Source organism: Kitasatospora aureofaciens (assembly GCF_019192735.1).
Classification (GTDB): Bacteria; Actinomycetota; Actinomycetes; order Streptomycetales; family Streptomycetaceae; genus Kitasatospora; species Kitasatospora aureofaciens_A.
Genome location: NZ_JAHTKP010000092.1, coordinates 1 through 24,443 on the forward strand (window position 1 = coordinate 1; position 24,443 = coordinate 24,443).

The window sequence follows — 24,443 nt, forward strand, 5'->3', positions numbered from 1 at the left end:
ACAACAAGCGGCTGCGGGCCGCTCTGCCGCAGATCAAGCGCCTGATACGAGTGCTGGCCAAGGACACCGACTTCTGGCACGACAGGGTGTGGATCACGGACTCCACCTGCCCCGTCCGCGGCCCCGGCCACCCCGGCCGCCGAGCCCGTTCCGGCCGTGCCCGCAGTGGCTCCGGCCAAGGCGCCGGCCAAGAAGGCCGTCCCGGCCCAGCAGCCGTCGACCCGGCCGGCCGCTCCGGCCACCGCGCAGCCCGCCGCCCCGGCGGAGCCGCACAGCGGGGACGTCGGGGTCGAGTTCCGCTCGCTGGCGGACGGTCAGCACGTGAAGGCCGGTTCGGGCTACGTCGACTTCGAGGTGGTGCTGACCAACCGCAGCTCGGCCGCTTACGAGCAGGTCGCGCCGGTGGTCCAGTCCCTCGCGTTCGACCGGTCGGCGGACTGCAGCGGCTGCAACGCCTACGCCCACGGCACGCTGGACCGCAAGGACGCGGCCGGGTGGAAGGCGGTCAAGCTCGTGCAGGACGGCGAGCGCAATGACGCCGAGGGCGGGGCCTTCGCGCTCGCGCCCGGCGAGAGCCGCACCGTCAAGTACCGGCTGACGCTGGCGGGTGACAACACCGGCGGCCGGCTGCCGATCACCGCGGACGCGTACGTCGCGTACGGCTCCGGCCGGACCAAGGCCGGCAGCGCCGGCGTGCGCCTCGACGTCGAGAACCAGAGCGTGGTCAAGGTCGAGCTGTCCAAGCCCACCGACATGACCATCGGCCACGTGCCCACCCAGCTGAACGTCCGGCTGACCAACGCGGACGGCGCCGCGAGCCACGTGGTCACCCCGTACATCACCGGGATCGACCCGCTCGGCCCGCAGCTCCAGCACGGCATGAAGCCGCAGGACCTGACCGCGGAGGTCCAGCTGAACGGGGAGTGGAAGACCCTCGCCGGGGCCTTCGACGACCAGGGGATGATCCGGATCGACACCTCCTCGCTGGCCCGCACGCTGGCGCCGGGGGAGAGCGTGTCCTTCGACTTCCGGTTCGGCCTGCCGAAGGGCTGGATCGCCGGCAACGGCCTGGAGCTGACCGTCGGCGCGGAGTCGGACGGCGTCCGCGGCACGCTGCAGACGGTCCGGCCGCGCGCCTTCACGCCGATGGCGGACCTCCCGAAGTGGGACTTCAGCACCAACTCGCCGATCGCCTGACGGCGGTCCGGCCCGCCGCCCCGGCGGGTACGCCGGTGGCCGGACCGCGCGGTTGTGCGTCGGCCCGGCCGCCCCCGTCGATCATTTCGATCGGAACGACCAGGTCCTGACGGCCCGGGAAATCCCCGGTTCTGCAGGGAGGAAAGCGGTAACGCACATGTCCATGGCCATCGGGCCGATCGCCGCGCCGGCGAGGGGGCGCGGCTTCTCCGTCCGCGGAGTGGTCGCCGTGCTGTTCGGCGCTCAGGAGGCCGGTGAGCCGATCGCCGGCCCGACCACCGACCAGCAGGCGGCGCGGCGCCGTTCCGGCTTCCGGCTGCTGCGTGGCGGGCGCAAGCCCGTGGAGGAGCGGCCGACGCTGACCGATCTGTACCACGCCCACCGGTTGGGCCTGGTGCGGATGGCCGTCCTGCTGGTCGACCATCAGGACCTCGCCGAGGACGTCGTGCAGGAGGCGTTCACGCAGCTGTACCAGCGGTACGGCGAGGACCTGGACGACCTGGACAACGCGCTCGGGTACCTGCGGACCTCGGTGGTCAACGGTGCCCGGTCGATGCTGCGCCGTCGCAGGACCGCCCGCGAGTACGTGCCGCCGCACGAGCCGGACGCCGCATCGGCGGAGGACCACGCCGTGCTCAACGACGAGCACCGGCGGGTGTTGGTGGCGATGCAGGAGTTGACCTCCCGCCAGCGTGAGGTGCTGGTGCTGCGCTACTGGTCCGACCTGTCGGAGGCGCAGATAGCCGAGACCCTGGGGCTGTCCCGGGGTGCCGTGAAGTCCACCGCCAGCCGGGCCCTGGACGCCTTGGAAAAGCACCTGGAGAAGGTTCGATGACCGACGACCATCACGATTCGGCCGACACCGGGTGGAACGCGGTCGAGGACTCCCCGATGGAGCGGCTCCTCCGGGAGGCCATGACCGCCCGCACGAACCAGGTGACCGTCGCGTCGCTGCGCCCCGCTGCTCCGCCGGACGGTCGGCGGCGCCGGAACCGGCCGCTGTACCTGGCGGCCGTCCCGATGCTCGCGGCCGCGGCGGTGGTGATCGGTGTGTTCGGCGTCCACACCGATACCTCGGCCGACCGTCGGGACGCCCCTCCGGCGGCGAGCCTCAGCACCGGGCCGACGCCGGGCGTGTCACAGGCACCGACCGCCTCCGCCGCCTCGACCGCCCCCGCAGCGCAGACGGCCCCGCCCGGGCCGACGGCCACCGACGCTCCGGCGAGCGCCCCGACGCAGCCCCCGTCCGCCTCGGCCTCCGAGCGGTCGGCCCACGGCATCGGGATCACGGTCGACGGCCTGTCCGGATCGAAGCCGCTGGTCCCCGGGTCGGGCCCGGTGGCCTTCTCGGTGACGTGGACCAACACCACCGGTCAGCGCTACGACTCCGTGGCGCCCGTGGTGGCGGCCCGCGCCTCGGTCGTCGGGGCCGGTGCCTCGGCGCCAGTGCGCGGACGGCTGCAGCGGCAGGACGGCGGCTCGTGGACGGACGTGCCGTTGAGCGAGGCCTCCGCCGACTACCGGAGCTCCGGCGACGCGGTGGCGTTCCCGCTCGCCGCAGGGGCCGGCCGGACGATCCGGTACCGCCTGGACCTGACCGGGGACAACGCAGCCGGAACGCTGTCGATCGAGTCCTTCGCCCTGGTGCCGTCCCCCCAGGGCCCGTCCCAGGAGGCCGCGGTGGTGACGGACGTCCAGCTGGCGGCGGCCGCGCCCACGAAGGCCGCGCCGGTCGCCCCGACCGTACGGCTCACCGGCGGGCCCTCCGCAGGGGTGACGGGCAAGACGCCCTCCCAGTTCCAGCTGACCGCGACCAACCCGGGAACGGCCCCGCTGAACTCGGTGGTTCCGTCGGTGGTGCTGACCGAGCGGCTCGGCCCGGGCGCCACGAGCGGCTCGCTGAAGCCGGAGGAGGTCACGGTCGAGGCGCTGTACGGCGGCACCTGGCGGTCGCTGGGCGTGTCCTCCGCCGGCGGCGGCAGGTTTGTGGTGGACACCTCGCTGCTGGACCGGTCGGTGGCCGGCGGGGCGGACTCGGTGTTCGACCTCCGGTTGAACCTCGGGTCGAGCTACCTCGGCGCCGGGGTCGACGTGACGCTGAGCGCCCAGGGCGACGGGCTCAGTGGCAACTCGGTGACCGTCAGCCCGCGGTTCTCCTATCCGATGAACCCGTAGCCGTCGTACGCCGAGGGCCCGGCCGCCCCACTGCGGGGAGGCCGGGCCCTTCGGCGTGCCGGTCAGGCCAGCGAGGCCATCCACGCCTCGACGTCCGCGGAGCGGCGGGGGAGGCCGGCGGAGAGGTTCTCGTTGCCGTCGGCGGTGACGAGGATGTCGTCCTCGATCCGGACGCCGATGCCGCGGTACTCCTCCGGGACGGTCAGGTCGTCCTGCTGGAAGTACAGGCCGGGCTCGACGGTGAGGACCATGCCGGGCACCAGGAGGGCGTCGACGTGCTCCTCGCGGCGGGAGTGGGCGCAGTCGTGGACGTCGAGGCCGAGCATGTGGCCGGTGCCGTGCAGGGTCCAGCGGCGCTGGAGGCCGAGCTCCAGGACCTTCTCGACGTCGTACACCGAGCCGTCGAGCAGGCCCCAGGCGAGCAGGCGCTCGGCGAGCACGCGCTGGGAGGCCTCGTGGAAGTCGCGGAACCGGGCGCCGGGCTTCACCGCGGCGATGCCGGCCTCCTGGGCGTCGTGGACGGCCTCGTAGATCTTGCGCTGGAGGTCGGTGAACCGCCCGCTGATCGGCAGGGTGCGGGTGACGTCGGCGGTGTAGAGGGTGTGCGTCTCGACGCCGGCGTCGAGCAGCAGCAGCTCGCCGGGGCGGACGTCGCCGTCGTTGCGGACCCAGTGCAGGGTGGTGGCGTGCGGGCCGGCGGCGGCGATGGTGCCGTAGCCGACATCGTTGCCCTCGACCCGGGCGCGGCGCCAGAAGGTGCCCTCGATCCAGCGCTCGGAGGTGGCGACGGCCTGGCCGAGCTCGCGGACGACGTCGGTGAAGCCCTTGACGGTGGCGTCGCAGGCGGCGCGCAGCTCGCCGATCTCCCACTCGTCCTTGACCAGCCGCAGGCCGCTCAGGAACTCCCTGAACTCGGCGTCCTTCTCGGCGTCGAGGACGTCGGCGAGGGCGGCCTCCAGGCCGGCATCGTAGCCGCGGACGATCCGGGTGGGGGCGGCGGAGTCCTTGGCGCGGGCGGCGAGCTCGTCGGCGGCCTTGCGGACGTCGCGGGCGGGCAGGCCGAGCAGCTGCTCCTGCTCGGTGAGGCTGTGCCGGCGGCCGACCCACAGTTCGCCGTGGCCGTCGAGCCAGAACTCGCCGTTCTCCCGGTTGGAGCGGGGCAGCAGGTAGAGGCCGAACTCGTGGCCGGTGTCGCCGGTGGGCTCGGCGACGAGGACGGCGTCCTCGGTCTGGTCGCCGGTGAGGTGCACGTACTCGCTGGCGGCGCGGAAGTTGTAGTCGGTGTCGTTGGAGCGGACCCGCAGGTTGCCGGCCGGGATCACCAGGCGCTCGCCGGGGTAGGCGGCGGAGAGCCGGGCGCGACGCTCGGCCGCGTATGGGGCCTGGGCGACCGGGGCGAGGCCGTGCAGCTCGGTGTCGGCCCAGCCGGTCTTCATCGAGGCGGCCAGTTCGTCGGAGACCTCGGAGTACAGGCCGTTCTTGCGGCCCTTGAACTGCTGGGGCTCCTGGCCGCCGGTGGCCTCGGGGTTCTCGGCCACCGCCGGGGTGCGGTCCTCGGTCACGTACAACGCCTCCTTGGGGGTGGTGCCGGCCGCCCGTGGGGGTTGTCGGATCGCGACGCAGGTGGGCGGCCGTGCGTCCCATGGTACGGACGCCCGGCCGCTCACCCTTTCGGGGCCGGGACGACCCAGGGCCGGTCTCCGGACTCGCCCTAGTCGAACCTGGCCGCCAGCAGCATCAGGTCGTCGGTGGCGTGGGCGCCGTCGCGGTCGGGGCAGACGGCGAGCAGGTGGGCGCAGAGCCGGTCGGGGTCGATCCGGACGTCACGCGGGGCGTCGGCGGCGGCCCGGCGCAGGTTGGCCTGTCCGGCGTGCAGGGTGGGGCCGCAGCGGCGGGCGAGGCCCTCGGTGTAGAGCAGCAGGGTGTTGCCGCGTTCGGCGGTGAGTTCGACGCCGGGCGCCTCCCAGCAGGCGAGCATGCCGAGCGGGGCGGAGAGCGAGGTCTCGACGAACTCGGCGCCGTGCCGGTTGACCAGGATCGGCGGGCAGTGCCCGGCGCCGGCCAGGGTGATCCGGCGCTCGTCGGGTTCGACCCAGGCGTAGACGGCGGTGGCGGTGCGGGTGGGTTCGGTGGTCTTGAGCAGCAGTTCGAGGTCGCCGAGGACGGAGACCGGGTCCTCGCCCTCCAGGACCGCGTACGCCCGCAGGGCGGCCCGGACCCGGCCCATGGCGGCGGCGGCGCCGGGGGCGGAGCAGGGGCCGGCACCCGGTCCGTCGCCGGAGACGGAGCCGACGGTGAGGCCGACGGTGCCGTCGGGCAGCGGGATGGCGTCGTACCAGTCGCTGCCGCAGGAGCGGTCGAGGGCGGCGGTGACGAGCCGGGCGGCGAGCCGCAGCCCGGCGGGCTGGGGGAGCCGGTCGGGCAGGAGGCCGCGGCGCAGGGCTTCGGTGGTGCGCCGGACCTTGTCGGCCTCGACCTGCTTGGCGAGCAGCGGGGCGGCGATCCGGCAGTAGCGGTGGGCGAGTTCGCGCTGGCGCTCGGTGGGTTCGGCGGGTCCCTCGTAGAACCAGACGGCGGCGGCGAGCGGGCCGTCCTCCTCGGTGGCGAGCGGCAGGCCGTAGCAGCCGCCGAGGCCGAGGTGGGTGGCGAGTTCGCGCAGCCGGGCGCCGGTGGCCGGGTCCTCGGCGAGGTCGGGGGAGTGCAGGCGTTCGGGCCGGTCGTGGTCGCGCAGCAGCCGGGCGAGCAGGCTCTGCTCGGACGGGACGGTCTCCAGCGCGCCGAGGCTGGCGCGGTCGAGGCCGAGGCCGACGGGCTGGCCGGGGCCGCCGCCGGGCTGCCGGGTGACCAGGACGCCGCGGCCGGCGCCGAGCAGGTCGGCGCCGGAGGCGAGGACGGCGGCGACGGTGGCGTCGAGGCCGCGGGCGCGGGCGAGCCGCTCGATGTGCTCGTGCAGGCTGGTGAAATCGGACAGGCGTCCGACCAAACGGTCCTGCACCCCGGCGGACGGTGCCGTACGGGGGTCCGCCGCGCCGTCCTGGGCGTCGGCGGGGCCGGGCACGCCCGGCGGGTCGAGGACGGAGAGCCCGCCGGCGCAGCCGGGCTCGCCCGGCTCGGAGGTCGTCGGCGACGGGCGGGACGACGACGGGTTCGACTCGGTCATGCCGCCACTCCTGACGCGGTGCTACGGGTCATGCGGAACCCCCAGGTACGGCCGATGTGGAGCGAGCACGGCCAAAGGGCGTGTTTCGCCTCGATTCGCTACTACTCGTCATTGATCGACAGCAATGCCACCACTTCTACACAGGCCATTTGGGGCATGTCCAGATCCGGGACGAGGCGGGGCCGGTTCCACATCCTCCGCGACCCGGACGGAGGGCGCGTCCGGGTCGCGCGCGCGCCGTTCCGGCCGGGAGGTATGGACCGGCCCGGGAGCGGGCAGAACCGTGAGAGCGGACCCGGCGGCCGTCCGGATCGTATGCTTTCGCCGCCCGGAAGCCGGGCTGGCCGGATATCACTCACTCGTACGGTGGAACCAAGCGCGCCCGGGCGGCGTCCATCCGGGCGCATACGCGATTCTCGTTCCAAGGGCTGTTCCCGTGCGCGGCCCTTCTCATGTCGTGCTCCACACCGTGCTCCACGTCCTCGCCGCGCCGTCCGTCGTACCGCCCGCCCGCCGCGCGTCCTCCGGGCCGTGTCGCGGGCCCGCGCGGTGAGTCGGCGGAGGCCGGCGGCCCCGGAGCGAACCGAGCGGTCAGGGAAAGGAACGAGCGCCATGCGTGAGAATCCGAGGGGCTGCCCGTCGGCCCGGTCCGCCCGGCTCACCGCGGCCTTGGAGGCCGCCGTCGACCACCGCTGGCCGGTGGTGCCGGGGGCGGTGCTGCGCGACGGGCAGTGCTCCTGCGGCCACGGGGACTGCCCGGTCCCGGGCGCGCACCCGCACGACCCGCCGCTGCTGGCGGCCACCACGGACGCCCGGATGGTGCGCTGGTGGTGGGAGCGGCAGAGCCCGGACGCGCCGGTGCTGGCGGCCACCGGCCGGACGCTGTCGGCGGTCAGCCTGCCGGCCGAGGCCGGGGCCCGGGCGATCGCGTACCTGGGAGCGCTGCGGCTGCCGCTCGGCCCGGTGCTGGCGATGCCGGGCCGGTACGCGCTGCTGGTGGCCCCGTACTCGCTGGACGCGTTGGGCGAGATGCTCGCCCAACTGCCTTGGGTGCCTGGCTCGTTGCACTACCACGGGCCGGGCGGCTTCCTGCCGCTGCCGCCCGGTGTCGGGGCGGGCCGGGTGCGCTGGGTGCTGGCGCCGCGTCCGGCGGCGGACGGCGGGGTGTGGCTGCCGCAGGTCGGGCCGCTGCTGGGGGAGTTGGTGGAGGCGACGGTCCGGCTGGACAGCGGGCGCTCGGCGTACTGATCCCCGGGGTTCCCTTGGGCTCCTCCGGAAAAGCAAAAGATCCGGCCGCTGGCGACGGGGGATGCACCAGCGACCGGACTCTTTAGACAGTAACAAGGATCCGCGCCCGCGCCAATTTCCAAGACGCCCTCCACGCCCGGAAATTGCGCTTCACGGCGACAATGTGACGCGTATCACTCCGCCCCTGCATGCTTTAGTTCAAAGTGACCTGACGGTTCACCAGGTTCGCGCGGGTGCGCCGCTCCTCGGCGGTCAGCGGGGTCTCGTCGGCGAGAACGGCGGCGAGCCGCTCGGCGAACTCGGCGGCAGGCTTCTCGCAGTCGGTCGCGGTCATGGCGAGCGGGAGGTCCCACACCGGGACGGTCAGGCCGTGCGCGCGGAACGAGCCGACCAGGCGGGTGTCCGGGCCGAGCGAGGCCTCGCCGGCGGCGTTCAGCCGGGCCAGCGCGTCCAGCAGCTTCTCCTCCGGCACGGTCATCACCCAGCGCAGGTGGTTCTTGTCCGGGGTGCCGCACCAGTAGGCGGCGTCGACGCCGGCCAGCTTCTCGGTCGGGATGGCGGAGGCGTTGGCGCGCTCCAGCGAGGCGGCGACCTCGCCGGTGGCGGTCTCGGCGTCCTCCAGCCAGAACTCGAAGCCGGCGTGCACGGCGGGGGTGAACGCGGCGGTGACGTCCAGCAGGTCCTGCAGGCGGCGCCCGCCCGCGACGGTCCGGCGGGCCGGCACCGGGCTGCCCGGCTCGGCGGCCAGGGCCAGCTCCAGGGCGTCGGCGAGGTCGCGGCTCAGGTCGCCGGAGGCGGACTGGGTCTGCAGGCCGAGCAGGATGGAGCCGTCCTGGCGGCGCAGGGCCGGCCAGGCGAGCGGCAGCACGGTGGCCAGGGTGACCGACGGGACCTCGCCGTTGGCGGTCTCGGCGACCCCGGCGGCCAGCGTCAGCGGCACGGTGGCGGCGGGCACCAGCTCGCGCAGCGCGACCCAGTCGGCCTCGCCCGGCAGGCCCTCGAACGGGCGGTGCACCAGCTCCTGCACCGCGTGCGAGGCCTCCCGGCCGTGGCAGGCCTTGTACCGGCGGCCGGAGCCGCAGGGGCAGTTCTCGCGGGCCCCGACCACGGGGATCTCGCCCGTGACGGCGGTGGTGGACTGACGCTGCGGCGCCTTCTTGGCGGCCTTCTTGCCCATGGTGCGGCTCTCCCGGGGACGGTGGTCCTTTGCTCCGGGAAGCCTACTGACGTTCCCCCGGCGCGTGGGCACGCGCCGGGGCGGACCGCAGGGCGTCAGGCGCTGCGGGCGTCACCGCCGGTGCGCCGGGCGTGTCGGGCGCGGGCGGGCAGCGCCGCCCAGACCGTCACCTCGCCGGGCGCGTCGCGTACGCCCCAGTCACTGGCCAGCTGGTCGACGATGCTCAGGCCGCGGCCGCCGCGCGAGGTCACCGAGGGGCTGGCGGGCAGCGGCCGGGTCGGCGCCCCGCCGTCGGTGACCTCCAGGGTGAGCACGCCGTCCGCGTGCATCTGCCAGCGGACCAGGACGCCACCGCCGTCGCTCCCGGCCTCCTCGGAGTCCCGGTTGGCCGGTGCGCCGGGGTGCGCCCCGGTGGGGACGCCGACCAGCACCTGATCCACGACCTCGGCCCGGGCGCTGCGCCCGAGGGCGGGCAGCGGGCCGAGCGGCCGGGCGTACCGGCACGCATTGCTCAACAGTTCGGAAAGGATCAGTACGGCATCATCAATGACCGGTTCCGGTATCTCCCGATCACCAAGATCTCGACGCAGTCGGCGCCGTGCGACCCCGACACTCGATGGGCCGTGCGGCACTGCCATGGTCGATGAAGTCGGCACTTCACGCGCCACCATCAACGCCACCCCCGGACCTCCTTCAGCGTATGCCGAGGGATGGATGCCCCTTGGTAATGCGTCGGAAACGACCGCGCGACGATCCCGCGAGTCCATTTCGAGCCGTGCGACCGAGGGTGGTCGCGAGGTCATTACCCGCTCACCCTCTGTCGTGCCGGCGCACAATTTCCGGCAATAACGTGCGCGGAAGGTTTGACTGCCGACCAGACCGATCAGGTTCTTTCAGGCGTGCGTCGGCGCGCGCAGGCGCACACGGGCGCGCGCGGCTGGATCACCGCCCGAGCTGCGCCAGAACTTCCGCGGGCCGGTTGGTGATGACCGCCGCCACCCCGAGCTCCAGGCAGAGCTCCACGTCGGCCGGCTCGTCGACGGTCCACACGTGCACCTGGTGGCCCAGCTCGCGCAGCCGCGGCACCAGCTGCGGGTGGGCCCGCACCAGCTCGATGCCGGGCCCGGCGATCCGCGCCCCGCCCGGCAGCGGCCTGCCCGGGCGCAGCTGGCCGAGGAGGGGCAGCATCCGCTCGAACAGGAACACCCGCGGGTACTCCGGCGCGGCGGCGGCCAGCCGGTTCAGGGCGATCGAGGAGAAGCTCATGATCCGGGCGGACGGACGGTCGCCATCCCGGCTGCCGGCGATCTTGAACCGTTCGAGCATCCGCAGCAGTTCGGCCTCGACCCGGCCGCGGTAGCGGACCGGGTGCTTGGTCTCGATCGCCAGGTCCACCGGCCGTCCGCAGTCCACGACCAGCTCCAGCAGGCGCTCCAGCCGCAGCACCCCGCGCAGCTCGGGGTCGGTGCTGGGCCGGCCGGTCTTCCAGGCGCCGAAGTCGTACGCCTCCAGCTCGGCGAGCGTCATCGCCGAGACGGTGCCCTGCCCGTTCGAGACCCGGCCGATCCGGCGGTCGTGCACGCAGACCAGTTCGCCGTCGGCGGTGACCCGGACGTCGCACTCGACCGCGTCCGAGCCCTCGTCGAGGGCGCGCCGGTAGGCGGCGAGGGTGTGCTCGGGGAGGGCGGCCGAGGAACCACGGTGGGCGATCACCTGGACGGGCGGCGCGGTGCGCGAGGCCGCCGGGGACAGATCTGGGCTGGTCACACCGCCAACGATAGGCGGCGGAAGTGACGCGAAAGCGAAGACGGTCCCAACCTGCGGGGCCGTCTTCGCTTTCGCGTCGGGCTCGGATTCGTGTCGGTCCGGGGTTCGCGACCGTCCCGGGCTCAGCCCTGCGCGGCCCGGCGGGTCAGCGGGGTGAGCGCCCAGGTGATCAGCGCCGGCAGCAGGAAGGCGAACAGCGAGGCCGACGTCCACTCCTGCGGGGTGAAGTGCAGCGTCCCCTGGGGGGAGGTCCAGAAGTCGGTCCACCAGCCGGCCACCGGGGTCGGCGCGATGAACTGGTAGACGGCGAACCCGAGCACCCACGGCAGCAGCATCAGCCAGCGCGAGGGCGCGTCGGCGGAGAGGTTCCAGCCGTGCCGGCCGGCGCCGAAGAAGTAGTCCACCGCCAGCACGGCCAGCAGCGGTACGAACACCGAGCCGATCAGGCCGAGGAAGTTGGTGTAGGTGTCGGTGAACTTGTCGATCCGCAGCGCCAGCACGGTGGTCAGCACGCCGATCCCGCCGGTCAGCACCCGGCGGTCCACCTTCGGCAGCAGGTTCTGCACCGACATCGCGGTCGAGTACACGTTGGCGAAGGACTGGTCCGTCTCGCGCAGCACCAGCACCAGCAGGAACAGCCAGCCGGCCCAGACGCCGAGGAACGAGTCGAAGATCTTGTTCGGGTCCCCGTCCGACTGCAGCAGCGCCATCAGGCCCAGCGCGTAGCACCACACCTGGGCGAGCGTGTAGCCGGAGAAGCTGCCCCAGAACGCCGAGCGCGGGGTGCGCGAGTGCCGGGTGTAGTCGGCGGCCAGCGGGACGAAGGAGATCGACACCGCGATCATCGCGTCGGTCGCGCCCAGGAAGCCGTGCCAGTTGCCGGCGCCCGGGTCGGGCACGCCGTGGCGGCCCAGCTGGACCGTGAAGTACACCATCGCGACGGCGACGGCGCCGGCCACGAAGCGGCGCAGCACCGCGATCGAGCCGAGCGGCCAGATGGTGAGCGCGGTGGTCAGCGCGCCCGCGAGGAGGACGAAGAGCCAGCGGTAGCCGTCCGTGTGGGCGACGGTCTGCGCGCCCGCCGAGATCGTCAGCAGCTCGAACACGCCCCAGCCGATGCACTGGACGATGTTCAGCACCGTCGGGACGTACGACAGCCGGGTGCCGAACAGGCCGCGCAGGTTGGCCATCGCCGGCGCGCCGGTGCGGGCGCCGATCAGCGCGGCCACGCCGAGCATCGCGGTGCCGACGACGGTGCCGGCCACGATCGCGGTGACCGCGGCGGCCAGCGACAGCTCGCTGCCCGGGGCGCCGAGCACGGTGGCGGCGGTGGAGAAGCCGATCAGGCTGACGCCGAGGTTCATCCACAGCGCGAAGTGGTCCCGGAAGCGCAGCGTGCGCGGCGGCTCGGTGTCCAGGACGAGCGGCGCCTCGACCCTCTCCGGCCGGTCCAGCACGGCGGTCGCGGCACCGGACGAGGGCCCGCCCGCGCCGGTGCCCGCGCCGGCGGCCGGGACATCGTGAGTCGGGGGCGTGGACGGTTCGGAGAAATCCTTGGACGCGGGCGCGCCCGAAGAAGAGGATGGCGAAGCAGACGGCATGGCCGATACTCCCTACGCCGGCATTACCCGGACAGGTTCCGGCGGTCAGCGCCCCCTCGACGGTCCGCCCACGATTCCCGTGGCGTACGGTCGACCAGCGCACTCTCAGCCTGGTGGGTCCAAGCTCCCGCGTGTCAGTTTGGAGCGACAGGCTAACCGGCACGTGGGCGAACGCCCAAGGCCAGGGGGTGCGCGGTCCGCATCGCGGGACGGTCGGTGGGGGTGGGGGAGCACCCCGTCGGCAGGTCGTCGAGCGGCCGTCGTCGGTCCCGCCTAAGGATTCTTATGAGTTCTTCAGAGGGGTCCTTACGGCAATCGAATCGCCGGTGCGAAAAACTATGGTCCTTGGTTCTGTCAGCTATGGAGGTCGTCCGTGAGCACCGAGCGCGAGGTTGGGCCCACCGGGCCGCAGGGGGAGCAGCCCTCGGGCAGCCGGGAGGCGGCCGGTGCCGTCGCCCCGGCTCCGGACGGCCACAAGCCGACCCTGGCCTTCGGCAGGATCCCCGAGCCGGAGGCGGCGCCCGCCGCCCCGGCCGCCGCCGCCCCGGCCGCTGAGCCGGAGGCCGCCCTGGCGGACGGCGGGCACAAGCCCACCATGGCGTTCAGCCGGGTCCCCGAGCCGGAGGCGGCTCCGGCCGTCCCTGCTCCGGCGGCCCCCGCTGCCCCGGCCGCCGAGCCGGAGGCCGCTCCGGCCGAGGGCGGGCACAAGCCCACCATGGCCTTCACCAAGGTCCCGGCGCCGGAGGCCGCTCCCGCCGCCCCGGCCGCTGAGACGCCTGCCGCGCCCGCCGCCGAGACCGGCTACATCGACGCGCCGCCGCCGGTCCTGCCGCCCGCACCGCCCGCCCCCGCCGCACCTGCCGCGCCGGCCGCCGCAGCCCCGGTCGCCGCGCCCGCCCCGGGCCTGCCGGCGGGTGCCAACCCGTACGCGACCCCGACCCACGGTGTCCCGGCCGCCGGCGCCGAACGGGTGGTGGGCGGCGGGCGCGCCGGGGGCGGCCGGGGCGCCGTACGGGTCGTGCGCGCCGGCGGCCGGGACACCACCCGTTCGGCGCCGGCCAGCCGCTCGGCGGCTGGGGCGCCGCCCACGACACCACCGCCGGCGGCCCGGGCTACCCCGGCGGTCCCGGTGCCCCCGGTGGCCCGCTCGGCTACCCGGGGGCCTACCCCGGCGGCCCGGGCGGCCCCGGCGCCCCCCGGAAGAAGCGCGGCGGCCTGGTCGCCCTGATCGCCGCCGTCGCCCTGGTCGCGGGCATCGCCGGCGGCGCGGTCGGCGTGACCGTCTCGGGCGACAAGAGCACCACCGCCACCGCCGACGACCACCGCAGCACCACCATCCAGGCCAGCAACACCCAGAAGAACGAGCCCGCCCCCGGCTCGATCGCCAGCATCGCGCAGAAGGCGCTGCCGAGCGTCGTCACCATCAAGGCGCAGGGCAACGGCGAGTCGGGCACCGGCACCGGCTTCGTCTTCGACACCGAGGGCCACATCCTCACCAACAACCACGTGGTGGCCCCGGCCGTCACCGGCAGCGGCGGCAAACTGACCGTCAAGTTCGCCGACGGCTCCTCCTACAGCGCCTCGGTGCTGGGCCGCGCCGAGGGCTACGACGTGGCCGTGGTCAAGCTCGACAACCCGCCCAAGGGCAAGCTGGCCCCGCTCACGCTGGCCGACTCCGACAAGGTCAACGTCGGCGACGCCAGCATCGCGATCGGCGCCCCGTACGGCCTGGAGTCCACCGTCACCAGCGGCATCATCAGCGCCAAGGACCGCCCGGTCGCCTCCGGCGACGAGACCGGCGCCCAGGCCTCGTACATGAACGCCCTTCAGACCGACGCCTCGATCAACCCCGGCAACTCGGGCGGCCCGCTGCTCGACTCCAGCGGCGCCGTGGTCGGCATCAACTCGGCGATCCAGTCCAATGCCTCCGCCAACGGCCGGGCCGGCAGTATCGGCCTGGGCTTCGCCATCCCGATCAACCAGGCCAAGTGGGTCGCCGACACCCTGATCAAGACCGGCAAGCCGGTGTACGCCAAGCTCGACGTGCTGCGCGACGACAACTACAAGGGCGACGGCGCGGCGATCCAGACCCGCGACGTCCAGGGCCAGCCCGCCGTCACCCCCGGCGGCGCCGCCGACAAGGCCGGCCTCAAGCCCGGCGACGTCATCACCAAGCTCGGCGGTGCCCCGATCGAGAACGGCCCGGCCCTGGTCAGCCGGATCTGGACGCACAAGCCCGGTGAGACCGTCGACGTCGAGTACGTCCGCAACGGCCAGACCATGACCACCAAGGTCACCCTCGGCTCGCGGGAAGGCGACACCCCCAGCTGACCCCCTCGCGAAACCGTGTGCACCGAACCCCGCCGGACCCGTTAGGCTGACCTCCGCCTGGAGAGCTGCCCGAGCGGCCTAAGGGAACAGTCTTGAAAACTGTCGTGGCGTGACCCGTCACCGTGGGTTCGAATCCCACGCTCTCCGCCGGTAGGGGAAAACACCTGCTCAGGGCGGGTGCCGACGATCGTCGGCACCCGCCCTCGGTGTTTCCCGGCGGGGCCGGGCGGTGGCCGCTTGACCCTGACACCGTGGGAGGCCGTGCACTGGGAGCACCATGTTGACCATCGGAGACTTCGCCAAGCACGGCCGGGTGTCGGTGCGGATGCTGCGCCACTACGACGCGATCGGGCTGCTGCGCCCGGCCCGGGTGGACCCGGTCAGCGGCTACCGCTTCTACGAGGCGGCCCAACTCGCCCGGCTAAACCGGGTGATCGCGCTGAAGGAGCTGGGGTTCACGCTCCAGCAGGTGCGGGCCGTCCTGGACGAGGAGGTGGACGCGGCCGAGCTGCGCGGGATGCTGCGGCTGCGGCGGGCCGAACTCGCCGCGGCGATCGCGGCGGACGCCCGGCGGCTGGCCCGGGTGGAGGCGAGGCTCCGGACGATCGAGAGCGAGGGGACCATGTCTGCGCACGATGTCGTCGTGAAGCGGGTGCCGTCCGTCCGGGTGGCCGAACTGAGCGCGGTGGCCGCGAGTTACCAGCCGGAGGACATCGGACCGGTGATCGGACCGCTGTTCGCCGAGCTGTGCCGCCGGCTGGAGGCGGCGGGGGTGGCCGGCGCCGGCCCGTCCGTCGCCCGGTACGAGGACGCGCCGGAGGGCGGCGGTGCCGTGCTGATCCGGGTCGGCGTCCCGGTCGGGCCGGGAGTGCCGGCGGGGGCGGCGGGGGCGTACCACTTCGACATCGTCGATCTGCCGCCGATCGAGCGGGCGGCGACCGTCGTCCACCGCGGCTCGATGGACGAGGCGATGGGGAGCTTCCAGGAGCTCGCGCACTTCGTCGACGCCAACGGCTACCGCTCCGCCGGCTACGCCCGCGAGCTGTACCTGGAGTGCCCGGACGACCCGGCGCACTGGGTGACCGAACTTCAGGAGCCGGTCGAGCCGCGCTGAGCGCCCGCCGGGGGCCCACTTGCCGGGCCCCCGGCGTGCGGGCAGAGTGCGGGGGACGGTTGCGGGCGGTGAGCGGAGACGGCGATGGGTGATCTGACGGATCGGCTGGCGCAGGGGCTCCCGCCCGGGGCGGTCGTCGTGGACGAGGACGTGACGGCCACCTACCGTCACGACATGGCCGGGTTCTGCGCGGCCGGGACGCCCGCCGTGGTGGTCTTCCCGGAGACGGTCGAGCAGGTGCAGCACGTGCTGCGGACCGCCACCGAGCTGCGGGTCCCGGTGGTGCCGCAGGGGGCGCGGACCGGGCTCTCGGGCGCGGCCAACGCCGTCGACGGGTGCATCGTGCTCTCGCTGGTGAAGCTGAACCGGATCCTGGAGCTGGACCCGGTGAACCGGATCGCGGTGGTCGAGCCGGGCGTCGTGAACGCGGAACTCTCGCGCGCCGCGGCCGAGTTGGGCCTCGCCTACCCGCCGGACCCGTCCAGTTGGGAGTCCTGCACGATCGGCGGCAACATCGGCACCGGCGCGGGCGGGCTCTGCTGCGTCAAGTACGGGGTGACCAGCGAGTACGTGCTCGGGCTGGACGTGGTGCTGGCGGACGGGCGGCTGCTGTCCACCGGGCGCCGGACGGCGAAGGGGGTGGCCGGGTACGACCTGACCCGGCTGCTGGTCGGCTCGGAGGGCACGCTGGGCGTGGTGGTCCGGGCGGTGCTGGCGCTGCGGCCCGCGCCTGCCCCGCAGCTGGCGCTGGCGGCGGAGTTCCCGAGCGCGGACGCGGCGGGGGTGGCGGTCTGCGAGGTGATGGCGCGCGGGCTGACCCCGTCGCTGATGGAGCTGATGGACGCGGTCACCGTGCGGGCCGTCAACGCGATGGGCCGGATGGGGCTGCCGGAGTCCACCCGGGCGCTGCTGCTGGTGGCCTTCGACGGGCCGGACCGGGCGGCCGAGCTGGCCCGGGTGGCGGAGCTGTGCCGGGCGGCGGGCGCGACCGAGGTGGCGCCGGCCGACGACGAGGCCGAGTCCGAGCTGCTGCTGGCGGCCCGCCGGCTGGCGCTGCCCGCGCTGGACCGGCTGGGGACCACGATGATCGACGACGTGGCGGTGCCGCGTTCGCGGCTGGCCGAGATGCTGAACGGCGTTGCGGCGATCGCCGAGCGGCACGCGCTGACCATCGGCGTGGTCAGCCACGCGGGGGACGGCAACACCCACCCGATCGTCATCTTCGACGCCTCGGACGAGGAGCAGGCGGCGCGGGCGCAGCGGTCCTTCGACGAGATCATGGCGCTCGGGCTGGAGCTGGGCGGCACGATCACCGGCGAGCACGGGGTGGGGCTGCTCAAGCGGGACTGGCTGGCGCGGGAGCTGGGGCCGGTGGCGCTGGACCTCCAGCGGCAGCTGAAGGCGGTCTTCGATCCGCTGGGGATCCTCAATCCGGGCAAGATGATCTGATAGTCCGCGCTACTCTTCCCGTCCGGTATTTCGGTCTGATATTTCGACCGGTCTGATGGTCTTCAGAATTGCCGGTAAATATCGACATGGAGCGGTAGTCGAACCTTTTTGGGGCGCGTTTGCCGTGCCTCCGCGCCGTGGGCGGCGCGCGGAATTCTTCGTGCACCGTCGCGCGCCGCTCCGCGAGGTGTCGATCCGGGCGGCCGTTCGGGCGAAATCCCAGCTCAGCGCTGGTGTGTCAGTGCACTGTCCGGCGGTCGGGCCGTTATGCGAGCCCCCGGTGGATATCACGCGAACGGGCGAAAACTGCTCCATGAGGTGGCGCTTTGTCGATTTGTTGCGGAAGTCTGTCTCTCGGCGTCGCAGCCCGCAGGTGTTCGTCTGGCCGGCGAACTCCCGCACGCATTGCACGATTTTCAGTTTCTTGGAGGCTCTCATGGCTCGCATCCACACCCGCCGGGTGGCCGGTTTCCTGCTCGCCGTCCCACTCGCGGCCGGCCTGCTGCTGGCCGGTGCCGGTGCCGCGGCGGCCGACAACGGCGCGGCGGCGGGCGCCGGCTCCAACGCCGGCGTGGTGTCCAACGTCGGCACGGGCAACGTCTTCGGCTCGGTCGACGGAAACTACGTCTCCACCCAGCAGACGGCCACGGGTGCCGGCGCCTCGAACCAGAACAACACGCTCGCGGCGAAGGACAACGCGGGCACCATCCTGGCCGGCCAGTCCAACAAGAACCTCAACGTCGTCTTCGCGCCGGTCTTCCACTGATCCGGCGATCCATGATCCGAGTCCGATGATCCGAGTCCGATGATCCGAGCGGACACCACCACCGGCGGGGGCGCCGGAGGCGGGTGGCCGCGGGTGAGCTGATCACCCGCGGCGAGGCTCGAAGCAGCCTCCGGGCGGTCCTCCCGCCCGGGCGCAGACACCGAAGCGCATGACCGGCCAGCGGAAAGGGTCGCCGCGAAACCGGCCTCGTGGGCGGTGCCGTCACCGGCACCGCCCACGAGTGCGTCCGGGCCCGGTACGAACCGGCCGTCGCCGCCCCCGCCGAGCAGGGCCGTGGCCCGCCGACGGCCCGCCACGGCCCACCCGGGCAGGCCGGACCCGCCCAGTGAGGGCCCGCGCCCGGAGCCGTCGGTCCACGGCGGTACGGTTGCGCTCCGACAGCGCACCGCGCGCCCGGGTCCAGGACGACCCGGCCGGCCGCGGCGGCGACCGCGGCAACCGGAAGGAAGGGCGCGATGGCAGCGGAGGAGGAGGGCCTGACCGGCCCGGGCGAGGCCAGGCCTGCACCGGGACCGGATCCGAGGCCCGAGTCGCGGCCCGAGCACCGGCCCGAGCCGAGGTCCGTACCCGAACTGCTGCTCGGCCGCCCGCCGATGGCCCGGCCACTGCCGACCTTCGACGCCGAGGCAGCCCCCGCCGAGCCCGGCCCGCTGTTCGTGGACTGGCTCGCCACCGCGCTCGACGCCGGCGTGCCGGACCCGCAGGTGGTCACGCTCTCCACGGTCGACGCGGACGGCGTGCCGGACGCCCGGGTGCTGGTGCTGCGGGACGTCGACGCGGCCGGCACCGGCTGGGTCTTCTCGGCCGCCGCCGACAGCCCGAAGGGCCGTCAGCTCGCCGACCACCCGGCCGCCGCGCTGACCGTCTACTGGCCGCAGCTGGGCCGCCAGGTCCGCGTCCGCGGCACCGTGGAGCGGGCCGCCGACCTGGTCGCCGCCGCCGAGTTCGCCACCCGCTCCCCGGCCGCCCGGGTGGGCGCGCTGGTCGGGCGGCAGAGCGAGCCGCTGGCCTCGCTGGAGGAGTACGACGAGGCCGTCGCGGTCGCCCGCCGCCGGCTGGAGGCCACCCCGGACGCCGTCGCGGCCGGGCACGCCGTCTACACGCTCTGGGCGCACGAGGTCGAGTTCTGGCAGGGCGACGCCCAGCGCCGCCACGTCCGCCTGCGCTACACCCGCACCGGCCCGGTCCGCACCCCGGAGTGGTCCCGCACCCTGCTCTGGCCGTAGCGCCGTAGCGCCGTAGCGCCGTGGCGCCGTGGCGCCGTGGCGACGTGGCGCCGTAGCGACCTCGGGCCGTCCTAACGCCGCCCGGTCAGCGTGGCGCCGACGCTGGCCGCCACCACGCAGCCGATCCCGGCCAGCTGCGGCGCACCCAGCAACTGGCCCAGCACCACCAGGCCGACCAGCGCGCTGACCGCCGGCTCCAGGCTGACCAGCACGCTGAACACCCGCTGCGGCATCCGCCGCAGCGCGGTCATCTCCAGCGCGTACGGGATCACCGGCAGCAGCAGTGACACCCCGGCCACCGAGGCCAGCAGCACCACCGGCGAGGCGCCGGGCGCGGTCAGCCCGTCCCAGGCCTCGCCGAGCCCGAACGGCGCCAGGGTCAGCGCACCGACCGTCATCGATACCGCGAGGCCCTGGAAGCCCTGGAACGCGGCACCGACCTTGTCCGTGAACAGGATGTACGCGGCGTAGCAGGCGGCGGCCCCGAAGGCGTACAGCAGGCCGACCGGGTCCAGCCCACCGCCGTCGCCGCCCTCGCCGAGCAGCGTCAGCAGCACCACCCCGGCCGCCGCCAGCAGCGCCCAGAGCAGATGGCTGGCGCGCCGGGCGAAGACCAGGGCGACGGCGAGCGGGCCGAGGAACTCGATGGTCGCGGCGGTGCCCATCGGCAGCCGGTCGATCGCCCCGGCGAACAGGAAGGTCATCCCGGCCGAGGCCATCCCGAGCAGGGCCGCCGCGCCGAGGTCGCGCGGGCGCTTGCCGCGCAGCCGCGGCCGGGTGACGGCGAGCAGGATGACCGCCGCGAAGCCCAGCCGCAGGAACGTCGTGCCGCTGACCCCGAGCGGGCCGAACAGCGGCTTGGAGAGGGCGATCCCGGTCTGCACGAGGAACATCGCGGCCAGACAGAGAAGCGGCGCCGGGATCCGCTCCGGGCGCCGCAGGACCTTCGCGAACCGGCCGGTGGGCCGGCCGGGCCGAAGGCCGGGTGGTGCCGCGGGGCCGGGCGCCTCGCCTCGTCGCCAGCTGCCACGTTCGCCGGCGGGCTCGCCCTTGGGGGCGGGCGGCATGGCAAGGGCCTCGGAGACGGCCGCTGCGGCGGCCGGCGTCGGGGCGGCGGTTTCGCTGGGGTGGGGCGTGGGCATGCTGGCGAGTTTGCCGTAAGGAGTGACGAACGGGCAAGCTCGTTACAAATATCGGGACGGATGCGGACGGGTGCGCCCGAAAGGATGGGCTCGCGCGGGCCCGCGGCGTGGTTGCCGAGTTCATCCGATGGTCCGTCAGTATCAAGGCCCGGTGCGCTATCTCCGCCCCGCGGCCATCGTCGCCGCCTCCCTCGTGCTTCTGCTGGCCACTGACGGGACGGGCGTGAGCGACGAGGCCACCGCCCCGGCCGCCGCGGCCGTCCCCCGCATCCGGGCCGTCACGCTGCCCGACCGGCCGGGCCCGCCCAAGGTCCGGGACGGTTACGCCGGCCCCGCCTTCGACGCCTGCACCGCGCCGCCGCTGGACGCCCTGCGGGCCTGGCGCGGCGCCTCCCCGTACGGCGCGGTCGGCATCTACACCAGCGGCTCCCAGCGCGGCTGCGGCCAGCCCCGGCTGACCGCCGAGTGGGTCCGCCAGGCGCGGGCGATTGGCTGGCGGTTCCTGCCGGTGCACGTCGGGCTCCAGGCGCCGTGCAGCGAGCTCACGCACAAGCCGGAGCGGATCGACCCGGCGCACGCGGCGCAGCAGGGCCGGCAGGAGGCCGTCGAGGCGGTGCGCGGGCTGCGGGCGCTCGGGTTCGGCGTGGGCAGCCCGGTCTACCTGGACATCGAGGCCTACCCGATGCGGGACGCCGCCTGCGGCCAGGCCGTGGTCGACTTCACCGTCGGCTGGACGCAGGGGCTGCACGCGGCCGGCTACCGCTCCGGCTTCTACTCCAGCCTCAACTCCGGTGTCGCCGACCTGGCCGCCGCCGCCCGGGCCGGCAGTTCCCCGCTGCCCGACGGGCTCTGGTACGCCCGCTGGGACGAGCACGCCGACACCGCGGGCTCCGGCGCGCTCAGCCCCGACCTGTGGGCCCTCCACCAGCGCGTCCACCAGTACCACGGCAACGTCGAGGAGACGTACGGCGGCGCGACCCTCAGCATCGACCGCAACCACGTCGACGGTCCCACGGCGGGCTGACCCGCGCCGTCCCCCGAGAGCCGAATTCTCAGCGGCCGAACGTTCTCAGCTGTCGAACGGCACCCAGCCCCGCCCGAAGCAGTCCGGGCAGGTCTCCGGGATGTGGCCGGTCCCGGTCCGGTCGCCGCGGACGCCCAGCCGGGCCCGCGTCCGCACCCCGCCCGAGCAGTTCGGGCAGGGCACCTGGAACCGCACCGGCTCGCGCCGCACTTGCCGCCCGTCCTGGCTCTCGTCCATGCCGCCCAGTATCCCGCGCCCGAGGAACGCTTTCCGGGCCCTTCCGTGATCCGTGCAACGGGGTCGGGATACTGACAGCGGCCCGGCGGGCGGGCACAATCGGGCACGTCCGCGCGCATTACCGCCCGGTAGGTGCCGCAGGCGCAGCCGCCAGTGCCGCCAGGTCAAGGAGGACCCGTGTTCAGCACGATGCAGGACGTCCCGCTCACCGTCGCCAGGATCCTGGAGCACGGGTCCACGATTCACGCCCGGTCCACCGTCACCACCTGGGACGGCACCGGGCCGGTCGTCCGCACGTACGCCGAGGTGGGGGCGCGGGCCGCCCAGCTCGCGCACGCGCTGCGCGACGAGCTCGGGGTCACCGGCGACGACCGGGTCGGAACCCTGATGTGGAACAACGCCGAGCATCTGGAGGCGTACCTCGCCGTCCCGGCCATGGGGGCCGTGCTGCACACGCTGAACCTGCGGCTGCCCGCCCAGCAGCTGTCGTTCATCGTCAACCACGCCGCCGACCGCGTGATCATCGTCAACGGCACCGTCCTCCCGCTGCTCGCCGCCGTCCTCCCGGACCTCAACCCCACGCTCAAGCACATCGTGGTGAGCGGCCCCGGCGACCGCGCGCTGCTCGCCGGCTTCGGGGGCACCGTGCACGAGTACGAGGACCTGATCGCGGGCCGGCCCACCGCGTACCCGTGGCGCAGCGACATCGACGAGCGGCAGGCCGCCGTGCTCTGCTACACCTCCGGCACCACCGGGGACCCGAAGGGCGTGCTGTACAGCCACCGTTCGGTCTACCTGCACTGCCTCCAGGTCAACACCGGCGACAACTTCGCCTTCACCCCGCGCGACACCGCGCTGCCGGTGGTCCCGATGTTCCACGTGAACGCGTGGGGCATCCCGCACGCCGCCTTCATGTCCGGTGCCAACCTGCTCATGCCGGACCGTTTCCTCCAGCCGAAGCCGATGGCCGAGATGATCGCCGCCGTCCGACCCACCGTCAGCGCCGCCGTCCCCACCATCTGGAGCGGCCTGCTGGACGAGCTCGACGCCGGGGACTACGACACCTCCAGTCTGCGCATGGTGGTCATCGGCGGCAGCGCCTGCCCGCCGGCCCTGATGAAGGCCTTCCAGGAGCGGCACGGCATCCGTGTGCTGCACGCCTGGGGCATGACCGAGACCTCGCCGCTCGGCTCCTTCGCCCAGCCGCCCGGCGGCCTCACCTCCGAGGAGGAGTGGCCCTACCGGATCACCCAGGGCATCTTCCCGGCCTCCGTCGAGGCCCGGCTGATCGGCCCGGCCGGCGAGCGGATGCCGCACGACGGCGTCGCGGCGGGCGAGCTGGAGGTGCGCGGCCCGTGGATCGCCGGGGCGTACTACGGCGGCGCCGGGCAGGACCCGGTCCGCCCGGACGACAAGTTCTCCGAGGACGGCTGGCTGCGCACCGGCGACGTCGGCACCATCACCGCCGACGGCTACCTGACCCTCACCGACCGGGCCAAGGACGTCATCAAGTCCGGCGGCGAGTGGATCTCCTCGGTCGACCTGGAGAACCAGCTGATGGCCCACCCCGAGGTGGCCGAGGCCGCCGTGGTCGCCGTCCCGGACGAGAAGTGGGGCGAGCGCCCGCTGGCCACCGTCGTGCTGCGCCCGGGCGCCACGGTCGTGCTCAGGGAGCTGCGGGCCTTCCTGGCCGAGCGGGTCGCCTCCTGGCAGCTGCCGGAGCGCTGGTCGATCGTCGAGTCGGTGCCGAAGACCTCGGTCGGCAAGTTCGACAAGAAGGTGATCCGGGCCGGCTACGCGGCGGACGAGCTGGACGTCACGGTGCTCGGCAAGGAGTAACGGCGGTACGGCGAGGGCCGGCCACCCCCCTGCGGACGGGGGGTGGCCGGCCCTTTCGCGTACTGACGGGCCCTAGCCGGCCGCGGAGACGCTCGCCTCGCCCATCGCGCCGATCCGCCCGAGCAGGTCGACGATCCGGGACTGGACGTCCGCGCTGGTCGAGCGCTCGGCGAGGAACAGCACCGTCTCGCCGGTGCGCAGCCGGGGCAGCTCGCGCGGGTCGAGGTCCACCGAGGTGTAGACCACCAGCGGGGTGCGGTGCAGCCGGTCGTTGGCGCGCAGCCAGTCCAGCAGGCCGACCCGGCGGCGGCGGATCTGGAACAGGTCCATCACCACCAGGTTGGGCTGCACGCTGCTGGCCCGGGCGACCGCGTCGTTCTCGTCCACCGCGTGCTCGACGTGCATGCCGCGCCGCTCCAGGCTGCTGATCATGGCGGCGGCGATGTCCGGGTCGCCCTCGACCAGCAGGACGCGCGGGGCGTGGTGCTCGCCGTCGCGCGGCGCGAGGGCGCGCAGCAGCACGGCCGGGTCGGCACCGTACGCGGCGTCCCGGGTGGCCTGGCCGAGACCGGCGGTGACCAGCACCGGGACCCGGCTGTTGAGCGCCGCGGTGCGCAGCGACTGCAGCGCGGTGCGGGTGATCGGGCCGGTCAGCGGGTCGACGAAGAGGGCGGCGGGGAAGCCGGCCACCTGGGCGTCCACCTCCTCGCGGGAGCGGACGATCACCGGGCGGTAGCCGCGCTCCTGGAGGGCCTGCCGGGTGGCCGGGTCCGGCTCGGGCCAGACCAGCAGCCGGCGGGTGCCGGTGTCCTCGCCGGACGGAGTCGCCGGCTTCTCCTCGGGAGCCTGGTCGCGGGTGGCGGCGGGCAGCTCGGCCACCGGGCGCGGGGCGTTGCGGGCCTCGGCCGGCACGGGCGGCTGCGGTGCGACGGCGGGCAGCGCCGGGGCGCCGAGCGGGCGCGGCGGGGC

At 74.2% G+C, this 24,443-nt stretch carries 22 protein-coding genes, 1 tRNA gene, 1 pseudogene and 1 riboswitch; of the genes and pseudogenes, 15 read left to right on the forward strand and 9 right to left on the reverse strand.

The window, feature by feature from the left end; genetic code table 11:
- The 4 genes and pseudogenes from KV557_RS45175 to KV557_RS38805 all read left to right on the forward strand — a co-directional run.
- Positions 1 to 134, forward strand: a pseudogene (locus KV557_RS45175) (IS982 family transposase); the annotation flags it as partial.
- 22 nt (positions 135 to 156) lie between these two features.
- The gene (locus KV557_RS38795) at positions 157 to 1,197 is read left to right on the forward strand and encodes a hypothetical protein (protein ID WP_218206518.1); all 1,041 of its coding nucleotides are present in this window, start codon (positions 157 to 159) and stop codon (positions 1,195 to 1,197) included.
- Positions 1,198 to 1,354: 157 nt separating this feature from the next.
- Positions 1,355 to 2,032 carry an RNA polymerase sigma factor gene (locus KV557_RS38800; protein WP_256178598.1) on the forward strand — a complete coding sequence of 226 codons (678 nt, stop codon included), beginning with the start codon at positions 1,355 to 1,357 and terminating at the stop codon, positions 2,030 to 2,032.
- Complete coding sequence (locus KV557_RS38805; RefSeq protein WP_218206520.1) at positions 2,029 to 3,372, forward strand: hypothetical protein; 1,344 nt, start codon at positions 2,029 to 2,031, stop codon at positions 3,370 to 3,372. The genes KV557_RS38800 and KV557_RS38805 overlap by 4 nt, the downstream gene beginning before the upstream one ends.
- Positions 3,373 to 3,434: 62 nt before the next feature.
- On the opposite strand, the gene KV557_RS38810 is transcribed toward KV557_RS38805, so the two are convergent.
- Together KV557_RS38810 and KV557_RS44295 are read right to left on the reverse strand one after the other, a co-directional pair.
- Positions 3,435 to 4,934: an aminopeptidase P family protein gene (locus tag KV557_RS38810; RefSeq protein WP_218206522.1), complete on the reverse strand. Its 1,500-nt coding sequence runs from the start codon at positions 4,932 to 4,934 to the stop codon at positions 3,435 to 3,437.
- Between the two features lie 149 nt (positions 4,935 to 5,083).
- Entirely contained in the window at positions 5,084 to 6,532 is a 1,449-nt protein-coding gene (locus KV557_RS44295) for a PP2C family protein-serine/threonine phosphatase (RefSeq protein ID WP_218206524.1), read from the reverse strand.
- A 612-nt stretch (positions 6,533 to 7,144) separates the two neighbouring features.
- Here KV557_RS44295 and KV557_RS38820 point away from each other — a divergent pair.
- Positions 7,145 to 7,780: a bifunctional DNA primase/polymerase gene (locus tag KV557_RS38820; RefSeq protein ID WP_218206526.1), complete on the forward strand. Its 636-nt coding sequence runs from the start codon at positions 7,145 to 7,147 to the stop codon at positions 7,778 to 7,780.
- A gap of 193 nt (positions 7,781 to 7,973) precedes the next feature.
- On the opposite strand, the gene KV557_RS38825 is transcribed toward KV557_RS38820, so the two are convergent.
- The 4 genes from KV557_RS38825 to KV557_RS38840 form a co-directional block, all read right to left on the reverse strand.
- Positions 7,974 to 8,957, reverse strand: a complete 984-nt coding sequence (locus KV557_RS38825) for a DUF5926 family protein (protein ID WP_218206528.1) — start codon at positions 8,955 to 8,957, stop codon at positions 7,974 to 7,976.
- Between the two features lie 95 nt (positions 8,958 to 9,052).
- Positions 9,053 to 9,628, reverse strand: coding sequence for an ATP-binding protein (locus KV557_RS38830; protein WP_218206553.1), 576 nt, complete (start codon positions 9,626 to 9,628; stop codon positions 9,053 to 9,055).
- Between the two features lie 271 nt (positions 9,629 to 9,899).
- Positions 9,900 to 10,724: a glycerophosphodiester phosphodiesterase family protein gene (locus tag KV557_RS38835; RefSeq protein ID WP_218206531.1), complete on the reverse strand. Its 825-nt coding sequence runs from the start codon at positions 10,722 to 10,724 to the stop codon at positions 9,900 to 9,902.
- A gap of 122 nt (positions 10,725 to 10,846) precedes the next feature.
- The gene (locus tag KV557_RS38840; protein ID WP_218206533.1) at positions 10,847 to 12,325 is read right to left on the reverse strand and encodes a purine-cytosine permease family protein; all 1,479 of its coding nucleotides are present in this window, start codon (positions 12,323 to 12,325) and stop codon (positions 10,847 to 10,849) included.
- Positions 12,318 to 12,466: riboswitch (TPP riboswitch) on the reverse strand. It overlaps the preceding gene by 8 nt.
- Before the next feature lie 232 nt (positions 12,467 to 12,698).
- On the opposite strand from KV557_RS38840, the gene KV557_RS43700 reads away from it, so the two are divergent.
- The 8 genes from KV557_RS43700 (at position 12,699) to KV557_RS38875 (ending at position 19,232) form a co-directional block, all read left to right on the forward strand.
- Positions 12,699 to 13,553 carry a hypothetical protein gene (locus tag KV557_RS43700; RefSeq protein ID WP_256178609.1) on the forward strand — a complete coding sequence of 285 codons (855 nt, stop codon included), beginning with the start codon at positions 12,699 to 12,701 and terminating at the stop codon, positions 13,551 to 13,553.
- Between the two features lie 47 nt (positions 13,554 to 13,600).
- The gene (locus KV557_RS43705; protein ID WP_308130282.1) at positions 13,601 to 14,656 is read left to right on the forward strand and encodes a S1C family serine protease; all 1,056 of its coding nucleotides are present in this window, start codon (positions 13,601 to 13,603) and stop codon (positions 14,654 to 14,656) included.
- A 59-nt stretch (positions 14,657 to 14,715) separates the two neighbouring features.
- A tRNA-Ser gene (locus tag KV557_RS38850) sits at positions 14,716 to 14,803 on the forward strand.
- Between the two features lie 130 nt (positions 14,804 to 14,933).
- Positions 14,934 to 15,770 (forward strand): MerR family transcriptional regulator, encoded by an 837-nt coding sequence (locus KV557_RS38855; protein WP_218206535.1) that lies wholly within the window; start codon positions 14,934 to 14,936, stop codon positions 15,768 to 15,770.
- A gap of 84 nt (positions 15,771 to 15,854) precedes the next feature.
- Positions 15,855 to 17,219 carry an FAD-binding oxidoreductase gene (locus KV557_RS38860; protein WP_218206538.1) on the forward strand — a complete coding sequence of 455 codons (1,365 nt, stop codon included), beginning with the start codon at positions 15,855 to 15,857 and terminating at the stop codon, positions 17,217 to 17,219.
- 436 nt (positions 17,220 to 17,655) lie between these two features.
- The gene (locus KV557_RS38865; protein WP_218206539.1) at positions 17,656 to 17,985 is read left to right on the forward strand and encodes a hypothetical protein; all 330 of its coding nucleotides are present in this window, start codon (positions 17,656 to 17,658) and stop codon (positions 17,983 to 17,985) included.
- 209 nt (positions 17,986 to 18,194) lie between these two features.
- Positions 18,195 to 18,335, forward strand: a complete 141-nt coding sequence (locus KV557_RS38870) for a hypothetical protein (RefSeq protein ID WP_218206541.1) — start codon at positions 18,195 to 18,197, stop codon at positions 18,333 to 18,335.
- Between the two features lie 126 nt (positions 18,336 to 18,461).
- Positions 18,462 to 19,232 carry a pyridoxine/pyridoxamine 5'-phosphate oxidase gene (locus KV557_RS38875; protein WP_256178601.1) on the forward strand — a complete coding sequence of 257 codons (771 nt, stop codon included), beginning with the start codon at positions 18,462 to 18,464 and terminating at the stop codon, positions 19,230 to 19,232.
- 71 nt (positions 19,233 to 19,303) lie between these two features.
- On the opposite strand, the gene KV557_RS38880 is transcribed toward KV557_RS38875, so the two are convergent.
- Positions 19,304 to 20,374, reverse strand: a complete 1,071-nt coding sequence (locus tag KV557_RS38880; RefSeq protein ID WP_256178602.1) for an EamA family transporter — start codon at positions 20,372 to 20,374, stop codon at positions 19,304 to 19,306.
- A gap of 151 nt (positions 20,375 to 20,525) precedes the next feature.
- Between KV557_RS38880 and KV557_RS38885 the strand changes: the two genes are divergently transcribed.
- Entirely contained in the window at positions 20,526 to 21,398 is an 873-nt protein-coding gene (locus KV557_RS38885) for a DUF1906 domain-containing protein (protein ID WP_218206543.1), read from the forward strand.
- 45 nt (positions 21,399 to 21,443) lie between these two features.
- Here the strand turns inward: KV557_RS38885 and KV557_RS38890 are convergent, their stop codons facing one another.
- On the reverse strand, positions 21,444 to 21,635 hold the full coding sequence (locus KV557_RS38890) for a hypothetical protein (RefSeq protein WP_218206546.1): 192 nt from the start codon (positions 21,633 to 21,635) through the stop codon (positions 21,444 to 21,446).
- A 177-nt stretch (positions 21,636 to 21,812) separates the two neighbouring features.
- On the opposite strand from KV557_RS38890, the gene KV557_RS38895 reads away from it, so the two are divergent.
- Positions 21,813 to 23,474 carry a long-chain fatty acid--CoA ligase gene (locus KV557_RS38895; protein WP_218206548.1) on the forward strand — a complete coding sequence of 554 codons (1,662 nt, stop codon included), beginning with the start codon at positions 21,813 to 21,815 and terminating at the stop codon, positions 23,472 to 23,474.
- A 72-nt stretch (positions 23,475 to 23,546) separates the two neighbouring features.
- Here the strand turns inward: KV557_RS38895 and KV557_RS38900 are convergent.
- Positions 23,547 to 24,443: response regulator (locus tag KV557_RS38900; protein WP_256178604.1), on the reverse strand; the 897-nt coding region annotated here is incomplete at its 5' end.